We start from the raw sequence: 13,256 nt of genomic DNA, 5'->3' as shown, positions 1-13,256 counted from the left end.
ATCAAAATTTACGGCAAATTACAAAATTCGTGGAGAACCTATTTAGACTTGCTTGATTTCGGTGATCAATTGTTGTAATACCTGCTTCGCATCACCGAACAACATGGATGTTTTAGGCTGGAAAAATAATTCGTTCTCAATACCGGCATAGCCCGGCTTCATACTTCTCTTGTTAACGATTACAGCTTTTGCTTTTTCAACGTCGAGAATAGGCATACCGTATATCGGGCTGGAGGTATCAGTTTTTGCTGCGGGGTTTACCACGTCATTCGCTCCTAGAACCAGCACGGCATCCGTAGTACTAAATTCATCATTCGCTTGCTCCATCTCCAATAATTTATCATACGGCACATCGGCTTCGGCCAATAGTACGTTCATATGACCCGGCATTCTCCCCGCTACCGGGTGTATCGCGTATAAAACATTCACGCCGCGTTCTTCCAATAGCTTCTCCAATTCATGGCAAGCATGTTGTGCCTGTGCCACGGCCAAGCCATAACCCGGTACGATCATCACTTTTTGCGCATAGGCTAACAATACCGCTGTATCTGAAACTGATATTTCCTTGTAAGTACCACCGCTGGCATGTTGTCCTCCGGCTGATTTATTTCCACCGAAGGAACCGATCAACACATTTTTCAACGAGCGGTTCATCGCTTTACACATCAGGATCGTTAAAATAGTTCCGGCAGAGCCGACGAGGATACCACCGGTCAACATCACCGGGTTGTTATATAAGAATCCGCCGCAAGCTGCCGCCACACCGGTAAAAGAGTTCAATAAAGAAATCACCACCGGCATATCTGCACCACCTATCGGCAATACGAACATTACCCCGTAAAGCAATGATAATGCTATGATGATATAAAATACTTCCTGTTGCCAATTGCCCGCAAAACCGCCCACCGCGATTACTCCCAGTACCAATAATACGATGAGCAATAAAATGTTTACAATATGTTGCCCTGCAAATGCTTTGTCCTTGATACTACCATTCAATTTCCCCCAGGCAATCACGCTTCCCGCGAAGGAAACGCTCCCGATAATCAAGCCCAGCACGATCACCAGCAACAATCCCAACGGGGCTTCCTGTCCCGAGGATTGCAAGTAATTAAATTCAATCATGGAAATGAGCGCGGCACAGGCGCCGCCCATACCGTTAAACATGCTCACCATCTCCGGCATAGCCGTCATCTTAACCTTCCGGGCCACCACGACACCGATGATGCCACCTACTAGTAAGCCAGCGAAGATCCAGGGGTAGTTATGCAGATGTTCGCCATTTTTTTTATACAGGAAAATAGTTCCGAATATCGCTAGGGCCATACCTGCCGCTGCCACTAAGTTCCCTCTCCTAGCCGTGGCGGGAGCGCTTAACATTTTTAATCCTATGATGAAAGATACCGAGGCAACCAGGTAAATGATGGGTAAAAGACTGTCTAACATAAACATAAATTAAGGCAAGAAGCTTGGTTGTAACTATTGTTTTTTCTTCTGTTTAAACATCTCCAGCATACGATCTGTTACCACGAAACCGCCAACCACGTTGAGCGTCCCCAAGATAACGGCTAAAAATCCCAGGATGAGTGCCAGGTAGTTTTCCGGATCTGCTTCCCCCATCACGATGATGGCACCGATGATCACTACGCCATGTATTGCGTTGGCGCCACTCATAAGCGGCGTATGCAAAACGCTTGGCACGCGCGAAATCACTTCTACACCGAGGAATATGGAAAGGATCACGATATACACCATCTCCATATGCGTGTTTAAAAATGCTAAGGCTGTATCCATTTGAAATATTTTAAGAGGGGAAAGAATTTAGACTGCTGCCGTAATTGCTTGTAGCAGGCGCTCATTTACGATCTGTCCACCTTTCGCAATGCAGGCTCCCTGGACGATATCATCTTCAAAGTTGAGGGAAAGTTGTCCTTCCTTATCAATGATTAGTTGCAAGAAATTCAGTACATTTTTAGCGTATAGCTTACTGGCATCAGCGGGCATCTTGGAGGGCAGATTACTGTCACCTATCACGGTAACGCCTTTATATGTGACCGTTTGTTGATCTTTAGATATATCTGTATTTCCACCGGTTGCAGCAGCTATATCGACGATGAGCGAACCCGGCTTCATCATGTCCATCATTTCCCTTGTAATGAGGATAGGCGCTTTCTTGCCCGGGATCTGGGCCGTCGTAATAATGATATCAGCTTTTTTCGCAGCTTCCCCGATCGCCGCGGCTTGCTTGGCCTGGTAATCAGCCGTTTGTTCCACGGCGTAACCACCTGCCGATGAAGCATCTGCCGCGCCTTCAACATCTACAAATTTTGCACCTAAGCTCATCACCTCTTCTTTTACGGCCGGGCGGGTATCAAATACTTCAACTACCGCACCTAACCTGCGGGCCGTGGCGATGGCTTGCAAACCGGCAACACCAGCTCCTAGTATCAAGACTTTTGCCGGGGCAATACTTCCCGCGGCGGTCATAAACATCGGGAAATACCGGCTATAACTATTGGCCGCAAGTAATATCGCTTTATAACCGGCAATATTGGCCTGGGAGCTAAGTACATCCATACTTTGCGCGCGTGTAGTCCGCGGGATATTATCCAGGCTAAAAACGGTGAGCTGCCTTTGGGCCCATTGTTTCATTTTCGCGGTTTGAAACAAGGGTTGATAAACACCCAACAATACCGTGGAAGGATTTAAATTACCGGATTCTTGTTCAGACAGTGGTTGAATGCATAGTAATACCGTGGCTTGTTGCAAGATCGTTTCTCGATTTTGGATGACGGCACCCGCCTGCTCGTACGCTTCATCCGGCAACCAGGCATTGCTCCCGGCGCCTTTTTCCACCCATACTGTAACCTTCGATTGAACCAATTGCTGAACGATAGCCGGCACCAATGAGACCCTGTTTTCCGTAGATGCTTCTTTGAGTACGCCTAAGATCATTTGGTGGAGTTTTATAATTTGAATATAAATAAAAAAACTGGTAGCGCGAACAGCTACTTTTTCACAAGTAGTTGAAACACTCTACCAGTTTGGCATTCAAATATTTTGAACCCGGTTCAAATAAATTCGCGGAAGAAATTTTTACATCCTTTCGCGGCAATATTGCGCTGCCGTATTCACCCAATCTTCCTGCACGTTCATGCACGGGATCATGGTGAATGATTCACCACCGTTTTCCATGAAAGTATGTTTACCTTCTACCGCTATTTCTTCTAAAGTTTCCAGGCAATCGGATACGAAGGCCGGGCAGGCAACTAATAATTTTTTCACACCTTGCTGCGGCAATCTTTCAAACTGTTCTGCCGTATAAGGCTTCACCCATTCATCTTTGCCTAACCTGGATTGGAAAGACATGCCCCATTTCCCCGTGGGGATGCCCAGCTCTTTTGCTACCAACTCGGATGTGACGGTAACCTGGTGCTTGTAACATTGCGTATGGGCCACGGATTCTACATGGCAACAATCGCTCACCTCCATGCAATGATGATGCGTTACATCACCCTTTTTTATATGCCTCACCGGAACACCGTGATAGCTGAATAACAAGTAATCGTAATCGCTTTCAAGGTAAGGACGCATGCTGGCCGCTAAGGCCTTGATATAAGCGGGATCGCGGTAGTAGGGCTGTATGATATTGAGTTTAAAATCGTATTTCTTTTTCTTATGCCAATATTTCGCGTATTCCACGGCGGTCTCGTAGCTCGACATCGCGTAGTGTGGATATAACGGCAGCAGGATCACTTCCTTGAGATTGGGTACTTTTTCTAGCAAGTTATCGAAAGCCATTTCCGGGGAAGGGCTACCGTACCGCATCGCGATCTCTACCGGGATATTGATTTTATCTTGGACCGCCCGTTGTAGCTGTTCCGTCAGTACCATCAACGGCGAACCTTCCGGCCACCAGATCGACTTGTAAGCCTCGGCGGAGTTGGGCGCCCTCTTGGGGACTATCATCCATTCAACTAATACCTTCCTAAACAAATAAGGATAGTCAATGACACGACCATCCATCAAAAACTCGTTTAAATACTTTTTGACATCCGGTACCGAAGTTGAATCAGGGGATCCTAAGTTCATCAATACGACGCCTATACCTTCTTTAGCTTCCATTAATTAACATTGAAATTTGTTGCAAATTTAAGCGCAATTTTGCCCCCCAAATGTCATATAATTGTTGAAATGATGAATTGTACACAATTCCAGCGAAACTGATTAATATCATTTTTCGATCCCCTTTTTTACCACAGGTAGAAATGACACACTAATGACAGCCTACAGCCACGGGATTGGCCGCTATCCAAGTATTTTTGCACCCGGAAGCTTATTAACAATCATGCAGGTCAACCAGCCTAAGAACATATCGAATTTTCATATTGTTGGAATCAACTATAAGAAAACAGATGCAACTACCAGGGGAGCGTTTGCAATTAACCAGGATCAATATCAACAGATCTTGCAAGATGCTAAGCAATCAGGGTTAGATGATTTGTTTATCCTTTCTACCTGTAACAGGACAGAAATTTATGGTTTTGCCGACAATGCCGATCAGTTTTTTAAATTGATCGATCAACATACTATTGGCAACATTTCGCAGTTCCAACAATTAGCCTACGCCAAATCCGGTGAGGAAGCTGTAAAGCACCTTTATCATGTTGGTTCCGGTTTGGATTCCCAGATTTTAGGGGATTATGAAATCGTCGGACAAATCAAGAATGCCGCGAAATTTTCAAAACAGCATGGCTGCGTCGGAACTTTCATGGAGCGCTTGGTCAATAGCGTATTGCAAGTATCAAAGTTGATAAAAAATGAAACGGCCCTCAGCTCGGGTACCGTTTCCGTAGCTTTTGCAGCAGTTCGTTTGTTGGAAAATAAAGTGCCCGATATTACCGGCAAAAAAATCGTCTTGGTAGGTGTCGGCAAAATTGGCCGCAATACCTGCAAAAACATGATGCAATACCTCGGTACAAAAGATATCACGCTGATTAACCGTACTGCTACCGTGGCCGAAGATTTCGCTGCCTGCAACGGTTTAAGATGCGCACCCATCGAGAATTTAGCGGAATCCATTCAAGATGCGGATATCGTATTGGTTGCAACAAATGCACCGCATCCAACTATACATAAGGCACAATTAACAAATGCCAGCCCCAAGCTAATCGTTGACCTCTCCATCCCGTTCAACGTGGCCCCGGATGTCAGGGAACTCCCTCATATCGATGTCGTGAACGTGGATGAATTATCCAAGGTGCAGGACGAAACCCTCGAAAGAAGGATGCAGGAAGTACCGAAAGCCCTTTGCTTGATCGAGGAACATATGCAGGAATTCCTGTACTGGTTCAAGATGCGCAAACATGCCGTGGTACTGAAAGCCGTAAAAGATAAACTCACGGAGATCCACCACCGGGAAATTTTACAACAGAAAAATGGAGCGAATTATCAATTCGAAGACCTCGAAGCCGTGTCATCCAGGATCATCCAAAAAATGATTAACCTGATGGCAGGAAAAGTGAGGAAAGAGGCAGATAAAAGCGACCTCTACATCTCCATGATCAACGATATATTTGAGACTGGCGTTAATCAAGAATAAATCATGCAGAAAATTATCCGCATAGGCACCAGGGAAAGTCAACTTGCACTCTGGCAGGCTAATACTGTTAAGAACTTGCTCGAACAACAAGGGCATGCCGTTGAACTGGTTACGATCAAAAGCGATGGTGACATCGACCTCGTAACCCCGCTGTATGAAATCGGGGTGCAAGGAATCTTCACCAAAAGCCTGGATATAGCGCTGCTCAATGATAAAATCGATGTGGCCGTACACTCCATGAAGGATGTTCCGACACAACTGCCTAACGGTATTATTCAAGCCGCCGTACTGGAAAGGGGACCAGTAAAAGACTTACTTGTATACAAGGATAGCATGGATTTTTTATGCGATCCCCATTATACGGCAAACATTGCGACGAGCAGCATCCGCCGGAAAGCGCAATGGCTTCGCCGGTACCCGCAGCATCAGATGCACAATCTGCGCGGCAATGTAAATACCCGCCTGCAAAAACTGGCCAATGAAAATTGGGACGCCGCTATTTTTGCTACGGCCGGGCTGGAACGAATCGGTGTAAGACCAGCTACCAGTATCGAACTGGATTGGATGTTACCCGCCCCGGCACAAGGAGCTATCATGGTAGTATGTAAAGATCATGACGATGCCATTAAACAGGCAATTGCCCCTTTGAACCACCTGGCTACCGCTCTCTGCACGAGGATCGAACGTGACTTTCTACGTACACTCATGGGCGGATGTACCACGCCGATCAGCGCTTATGCAACGATGGACGGTGAAAGCATCCATTTCGAGGGAAGCCTTTGCAGCCTCGATGGAACCGAATTTTTCGGCATCGAAAAAGTTGTCCCGTTAACAGATGCCCCGGCAGTCGGGATAGAAGCGGCCCAAGAAATTTTAGCACAAGGTGGCGATGCCATCATTGCAGCCATAAAAAATGCACAATAATCCTTTCCATATACTCAGCACCAAGGCATTACTTCCGAATCAATTGGAAACGGCAAGGCAATTGGGTTTATCGATCAACGAAATTCCCGTGCTGGATATCCAACCGGTCATCAGTAAAAGCCTGGAAGAGCGGATATCAACATTAGTCAATACAAATGCCAACGTGGTATTTACAAGCGCCAACGCCGTAAAACCATTGCATACATATTACTTGGAAAAGAATGGTTATTCCCCTAACTGGAATATCTACTGCCTGCAAGCAGGTACTTTGAAATCGGTGCAACAATTATTCCCCGGTTCAAAAGTGATGCAAACAGCGCCCGATGGGAAACAACTGGCGGAGATGATCGTCCGTGAAAATATAGCTAAAGAAATCGTATTCTTCTGCGGCAACCAACGGAGGGATGAACTACCCAGCATCTTGAAAGCACATGGTATCAACCTAGAAGAATGGATCGTTTATACGAATAACGCCATTCCGAAACAGGTGGATACCCGGCATTATGATGCCGTCCTGTTTTTCAGTCCCAGCGGTATCAGGAGTTTCTTTAGTATGAATACTTTAGCTGCGCACACGGTATGCGTAGCCATTGGTCCGACTACGGCTTCGGCCATCGGCTCACATACAAACAACACGGTGATTACCGCGGTGGAACCTTCACCGGAAAACATGTTATCAACAGTTTCAAATTATTTAAAACAACATAGCAAGGCATGACTGCACTTAAAAATGATTTATTACTGAAAGCGTTACGCGGCGAACAAACGGAACGTGTACCTGTATGGATGATGCGTCAAGCGGGTCGTTTTTTACCCGATTATATTAAACTGCGCGATAAATATTCATTCTTCGAACGTTGTCAAACCCCGGAATTAGCCACGGAGATAACCGTAATGCCGGTAGATCAGGTAGGTGTAGATGCTGCTATTATCTTCTCCGATATCCTCGTGGTACCGCAAGCGATGGGTATGGAAGTACAATTGGTCGAAAAAGTTGGCCCGCTCCTACCCAATCCTATCAAAACCGTGGAGGATCTCGGAAGGTTGCATGTCCCTGATGTGCACGAACACCTGCAATACGTTTTCGATGCCCTGGCAATGACCAAGCAAGCCTTGAATGGCCGCGTTCCCTTGATAGGTTTCGCTGGCGCCCCTTGGACATTGTTATGTTACATGGTTCAAGGTAAAGGTTCCAAAACATTTGATGGCGCCAAGGCTTTCTGTTTTCAGCAACCGGAAGTAGCGCATCAATTATTGCAAATGATTACCGATACCACGATCGCCTACCTGAAAGCCCAGGTAAAAGCGGGGGCTGACTGTGTCCAGGTATTTGATTCATGGGGAGGGTTACTGAGTCCTGCTGATTTCAAAACATATTCTTTACCATATATAGAGCAAATTGTAAAAGCTTTGAAAGAAGATGCGCCTGTCATCGTATTTGCCAAAGGCGCCTGGTTTGCATTGCCTGAAATGGCTGCTACAGGTGCGAATGGACTGGGTTTGGACTGGTGCTGCCCACCGGCATTAGCAAGGCAATTTGCAGGAGATCAAATCACCTTGCAAGGCAATTTTGATCCGGCTAAATTATTATCGCCCATCCCGGTAATTCAATCCGCGGTAAAAGAAATGATCGATGCTTTCGGTACACAACGGTATATCGCTAACTTGGGACATGGTATATTACCAAACGTTCCGGTTGATCACGCGAAAGCATTTATCGAAACTGTAAAAGAATATTCTGCTAAATAATTTTATAGATCCATGAATATAAAAGATCAATTCGTCGACTTTATTCACAACCTGCAAGATGAAATCTGTACCGCGTTGGAGCAGGCAGATGGAAAGGCCAAGTTCCGCGAAGACAAATGGGAACGCGAGGGCGGCGGCGGTGGTAAAAGTCGCGTGATCGCGCATGGAAACGTATTTGAAAAAGGCGGTGTCAACACCTCTGTCGTGCATGGACAATTACCGAATACCATGGCGCAACAGTTCGGAGTGCAGCAAGATGCCCGTTTTTTTGCCTGTGGCATCTCCCTGGTTATCCACCCCTTGAATCCTTTCGTGCCTACCGTGCACGCCAACTTCCGTTATTTCGAATTGTATAACGAGAACGGTGAAAAAGTAGATGCATGGTTTGGCGGCGGGGCGGATCTAACACCTTATTATCTTGAATTTGAGGATGGTCAACACTTCCACCGCACCTTTAAAAATGCTTGCGATCCTTTCGGGCAAGAATATTATCCCAGGTTCAAACAGCAATGCGATGAATATTTTGTCAATAAACACCGCAACAATGAAGCCAGGGGAATAGGCGGTATTTTTTATGATTATCAAAGGGTGACGGAAACGAGAAGCGCAGAAGACTTGTTAGCCTTTTCAACTGCAAACGGGAAAGCGTTCCTAGATGCTTATTTACCGATCGTTGAAAAAAATAAGGATAAGCCATATACCGATGAGCATGTCCAATGGCAATATTACCGGAGAGGACGCTACGTAGAGTTCAACCTGGTACACGACAGGGGCACTTTATTCGGGTTAAAAACTAATGGTAGAACCGAGTCAATCCTGATGAGCCTTCCGCCTTTAGCCCGTTGGGAATATAACTACCATACCCAGCCGGGAAGCCCCGAAGCCCAACTGGAGACGTATTTAAAGCCTAGGGATTGGATTTCATAGGCAGGGTGATGGTAGCAGCCGATGATGCAGTTTTACTAGGATCAACATAATCTTTATTCACAAATTAAATAGAAGCGCGATGATGATTAGGAGAAACAGGATATTGAGAACGACGCCAGCTATAAGAGCCATGGTCGCCGAAACAATTTTAACCCCGTCTAACTTTATAGCCCCTTTATTTGTTGTTGAAGGAAACAACATAAAGGAGGAGATCAGCTCCATGCCGGGATATTTTAGGTATTCATTGGATTTGCTCGTTGGTGAAGCGAAAGAACTTTGGTCCTTGGGAGTTAAGAGTGTTTTGCTGTTTATTAAATGTGAGGATAACCTGAAAGATAACAAGGGTACCGAAGCCATCAACCCCGATGGATTGATGCAAAGAGCTATCAAAACCGTTAAGAATGCGATACCGGAAATGGTAGTAATGACGGATGTAGCTTTAGACCCCTACTCCACCTACGGTCATGATGGTATCGTGGAAGGAAACGAAATCGTGAACGATGCTACCGTGGAAGTACTCGCAGAGATGAGTTTGAGCCACGCCCAGGCAGGAGCAGATTTCGTGGCGCCCAGCGATATGATGGACGGAAGGATACTAGCTATACGTGAAATATTGGAAGAAAACAGCTTTACGAAAACCGGCATCATGGCATACAGCGCCAAGTACGCCAGTTGTTTCTACGGGCCTTTCAGGGATGCGCTGGATTCAGCACCGGGCTTCGGGGATAAGAAAACTTACCAAATGGATTACGCCAATAGTTTGGAAGCCATCAAGGAAACCATTATGGATATCGATGAAGGAGCAGATATCGTGATGGTAAAACCGGCTATGGCTTACCTGGATATCATTAAACTATTGAAAGATAATGTAACCGTTCCGATCAGCGCCTACCATGTTAGCGGTGAATACGCGATGGTAAAAGCCGCCGCCAAGATGGGATGGTTAGACGAAAATAAAACGATTATCGAAAGCTTAACCAGCATCCGCCGCGCGGGAGCATCTCTGATAGCGACCTATTTCGCGAAAGATGCCGCCAAATTGATCAACGGATAATTCATCATAAAATCATTCAAACATGTTCACCAATAGTCAAACTTTATTCGAACGTGCCCGCCAGGTAATTCCCGGCGGGGTCAATTCACCGGTACGTGCATTCAAAAGCGTCGGCGGCACCCCGCTATTCATGAAATCCGCCAAGGGAGCTTATATGTATGATGTTGATGGCAATAAATTTGTTGACTACATCAATTCCTGGGGACCGATGATCCTTGGGCACGCATATGAACCCGTGGTGAATGCCATACAGGAATACGCCACCTACTCCACCTCTTTCGGTGCACCGACAGAATTGGAAGTGAAGATTGCCGAGTTAATTATCAGCATGGTTCCGAATATTGACATGGTACGCATGGTGAACTCCGGAACCGAGGCGTGTATGAGCGCCATCAGGTTAGCCAGGGGATATACCGGGAAAAATAAATTCATCAAGTTTGAAGGTTGCTACCACGGTCATGCCGATTCATTTTTAGTGAGCGCGGGCAGTGGCGTGGCGACCCTGGGCATACAATCTGTACCCGGTGTAACTTCCGAAGTAGCTGCCGATACGCTCACGGCGCCATATAATAATTTACCGGCCGTAGAAGAGTTAGTAGCACAACATAAAGATAATATCGCGGCCATCATCATAGAACCCGTGGCCGGGAACATGGGATGCATTTTACCGCAACCCGGTTTCCTCGAAGGCTTGAGAAAAATCTGTGACGATAACGGGATCGTATTCATCCTGGACGAGGTGATGACGGGCTTCAGGCTTGCGGCAGGCGGGGCACAAGAAAGATTAAACATAAAAGCCGACCTGGTTACTTTCGGTAAAATCATCGGCGGGGGAATGCCCGTGGGAGCATTTGCCGGTAAGAAAGAAATCATGGAACATATAGCGCCCGCCGGGAAAGTTTACCAGGCGGGAACCTTGAGCGGGAACCCTATTGCTATGATCGCGGGATATACGCTGTTGCAAACATTACAACAACACCCCGGGATTTACGAGCAATTGGAAGCAAAAACAAATAGCTTGGTAACGGGCATCAAGGAAGCACTGGGAGCCGCGGGTATCATCCACCGCGTTAATCATATCGGATCGATGATGAGCGTTCATTTTACCGAATACCCGATCAATGATTTCGAAGCAGCCTCCGGTGCTAATAACGAATTATTCAAACGTTTCTTCCACGGGATGTTGGAAAGAGGAGTTTATTTACCACCTTCCGCATTTGAATCCTGGTTTATCTGCAATGCTTTGAGCGAAGCGGATATCCAGTTTACAATCGATGCAACCAAAGAAGCGGTACAACATTTGCAGTGATAAAGAAGTTAACATATCAAATCTTGTGAGTAGGGAAACAAGGGGAGTCTTTCGGCTCTCCTTGTGTGTTTCAGGACATTTGTATTAGCCATACTGCGCTAACAATTACTTGCCGGGAAATGCACATTAAAAATTGGCACTAGCCGTTTCCGGCGGTTGCTTTGGCCCGGTAACCCAGTGATAGCCTTTCTGTTGATCAAATTTAAGCGCAGTCGATCCCGTACTTGTATTGATATAAATAGTACTGAAATCTTCCCGGTGACGCCATGCAAAGAAAATGCTTCCAAACGTAACACCGGGCAAATCAGAATAGTCTAAATTAACATCCCTCGACTTGCCCAGTTTAAATCCTTTGCAAGAACCCCGGTAATATTCATTGCTATCTAACAATTTATCACCGTTCCTATCAAATTGATAATAAAATTCGGCCCCGTATACCGCTAAATTTCCGGGCTGAACCGCAGGTAATATCCAGATGCTGATAGATCCGTCAGCATTTCGCCTTAAGAATTTATTGAACCTTGTATAAGACTTGCCCAATAACTTGGCAGCCATTTGATAAGCCTTTTGAATCGATTTTGAATAAGAAAACAGCATAGCGGAATCCGGCTCATTACAATCAAGGTCAATGTTATCCTGTTCTCCCTGCACATAATGGAATACCACTTTATAAGTTGTATCTAAAAATTTGCCGTATACGCCGTGCCATTTCTGATGGATATCCTGGTAGCAAAACCATTCCCTGCCCAACATTTTGGCATCCGGCGTCAATGCCGTTGCAGCCAAATCACTCATTTGCCATGCGATGGCATCGTATTCACACAAGTATTTAGCATCATTGGCCATTTCATCAATAACAGAAAGATTTCCAGAGCCTTTAGCGCTCTTTTGTGCATGGGAAGGCAAAACGCCCGTATACAGCAGGAATATGCCGATTAAATAGGTGTATTTCATAGGTTCTCGGTTTCTGGGTCGACCATTCAAGTCATATTCAAATATAACATTTATTTATAATACAGAAGATAATCCGTATATTCTATTGACCAGTTTACAATGAGATGTATGTAAGTTTCGCCGGTGGGGAAAAGCAAGGCTAAAATTTTATGCCGGTGTCTGGGTGCATCATCGAAAGAGACATCGTCACATTAAGTTTTGTCGCATTTTTACTCATAAAGGGAGTTTGCGTCCTCCCTTGTGCTGTCGTACAAGATGTCCTGCCAGGTGTACGTTATTCCACATGGGAGTCCGAGCTTGGAAGCTCGAACTAGCGAGGGGTTCAGGTTATTTCAAGATAAATTCGATGGTTCGAACAAGAAAATACCGGTGTCGAGTTTCAAAGATCGCAGGCCAAAACCTGATGCGGTTTTTAAATGCTCTGCACAAATCCCCAAAAATCATGCTGGTGTCGAGTTTCAAAGATCGCAGGCCAAAACCTGCTGCGGTTTTTAAATGCTCTGCACAAATCCCTAAAAATCATGCTGGTTCGAGCTTCAAAGCTCGGACCCACGCGAAAGTTAGGTCATTTGCAATTGTACCGAAAACGAAATGGTACTGACTCATCAAACCATAGCCAAAAAATTGCGGAATCCTTTGTGCCGCCGTACAAGATGTCCTGCCAGTTGAATGATATTCAACATGGGAGTCCGAGCTTGGAAGCTCGAACTAGCGAGGGGTTCTGGCTATTTCAAGAT

The 13,256-nt window shown here is 45.7% G+C and carries 12 protein-coding genes; 7 read left to right on the top strand and 5 right to left on the bottom strand.

The genetic code is table 11. The annotated features are described in order from the left end of the window. Window positions 1–42: 42 nt before the first annotated feature. From COR50_RS11245 to hemH, 4 genes are all read right to left on the bottom strand, one after another. Complete coding sequence (locus tag COR50_RS11245) at window positions 43–1,446, bottom strand: NAD(P)(+) transhydrogenase (Re/Si-specific) subunit beta (RefSeq protein ID WP_098194073.1); 1,404 nt, start codon at window positions 1,444–1,446, stop codon at window positions 43–45. Window positions 1,447–1,479: 33 nt separating this feature from the next. After that, complete coding sequence (locus COR50_RS11240; RefSeq protein WP_098194072.1) at window positions 1,480–1,794, bottom strand: NAD(P) transhydrogenase subunit alpha; 315 nt, start codon at window positions 1,792–1,794, stop codon at window positions 1,480–1,482. 27 nt (window positions 1,795–1,821) lie between these two features. Further along, window positions 1,822–2,955, bottom strand: coding sequence for a Re/Si-specific NAD(P)(+) transhydrogenase subunit alpha (locus COR50_RS11235; RefSeq protein ID WP_098194071.1), 1,134 nt, complete (start codon window positions 2,953–2,955; stop codon window positions 1,822–1,824). Window positions 2,956–3,096: 141 nt separating this feature from the next. Then, window positions 3,097–4,125 (bottom strand): ferrochelatase, encoded by a 1,029-nt coding sequence (hemH, locus tag COR50_RS11230; protein ID WP_098194070.1) that lies wholly within the window; start codon window positions 4,123–4,125, stop codon window positions 3,097–3,099. Between the two features lie 154 nt (window positions 4,126–4,279). Here hemH and hemA point away from each other — a divergent pair, with 154 nt between their 5' ends. The 7 genes from hemA (at window position 4,280) to hemL (ending at window position 11,565) form a co-directional block, all read left to right on the top strand. Next, the gene (gene hemA / locus COR50_RS11225; RefSeq protein ID WP_098194069.1) at window positions 4,280–5,602 is read left to right on the top strand and encodes a glutamyl-tRNA reductase; all 1,323 of its coding nucleotides are present in this window, start codon (window positions 4,280–4,282) and stop codon (window positions 5,600–5,602) included. A gap of 3 nt (window positions 5,603–5,605) precedes the next feature. Further along, window positions 5,606–6,526, top strand: a complete 921-nt coding sequence (hemC, locus tag COR50_RS11220; protein ID WP_098194068.1) for a hydroxymethylbilane synthase — start codon at window positions 5,606–5,608, stop codon at window positions 6,524–6,526. After that, window positions 6,516–7,244, top strand: coding sequence for a uroporphyrinogen-III synthase (locus COR50_RS11215; protein ID WP_098194067.1), 729 nt, complete (start codon window positions 6,516–6,518; stop codon window positions 7,242–7,244). Before hemC ends, COR50_RS11215 begins: the two co-directional genes overlap by 11 nt. Then, complete coding sequence (hemE, locus tag COR50_RS11210; protein ID WP_098194066.1) at window positions 7,241–8,275, top strand: uroporphyrinogen decarboxylase; 1,035 nt, start codon at window positions 7,241–7,243, stop codon at window positions 8,273–8,275. The genes COR50_RS11215 and hemE overlap by 4 nt, the downstream gene beginning before the upstream one ends. Before the next feature lie 12 nt (window positions 8,276–8,287). Continuing rightward, window positions 8,288–9,202, top strand: coding sequence for an oxygen-dependent coproporphyrinogen oxidase (gene hemF, locus COR50_RS11205; protein WP_098194065.1), 915 nt, complete (start codon window positions 8,288–8,290; stop codon window positions 9,200–9,202). A 79-nt stretch (window positions 9,203–9,281) separates the two neighbouring features. Then, a complete protein-coding gene (hemB, locus tag COR50_RS11200; RefSeq protein ID WP_262496293.1) occupies window positions 9,282–10,256 on the top strand; it encodes a porphobilinogen synthase in 975 nt (324 codons plus the stop codon). Window positions 10,257–10,278: 22 nt separating this feature from the next. Continuing rightward, a complete protein-coding gene (gene hemL, locus COR50_RS11195) occupies window positions 10,279–11,565 on the top strand; it encodes a glutamate-1-semialdehyde 2,1-aminomutase (protein ID WP_098194064.1) in 1,287 nt (428 codons plus the stop codon). 126 nt (window positions 11,566–11,691) lie between these two features. On the opposite strand, the gene COR50_RS11190 is transcribed toward hemL, so the two are convergent. Continuing rightward, complete coding sequence (locus tag COR50_RS11190; protein ID WP_098194063.1) at window positions 11,692–12,519, bottom strand: hypothetical protein; 828 nt, start codon at window positions 12,517–12,519, stop codon at window positions 11,692–11,694. Between the last annotated feature and the right edge of the window lie 737 nt (window positions 12,520–13,256).

The organism is Chitinophaga caeni (assembly GCF_002557795.1).
Lineage (GTDB): Bacteria > Bacteroidota > Bacteroidia > Chitinophagales > Chitinophagaceae > Chitinophaga > Chitinophaga caeni.
The sequence above is the reverse complement of the archived record's forward strand: the minus strand, read 5'-3'. Positions and strand labels throughout refer to the sequence as shown.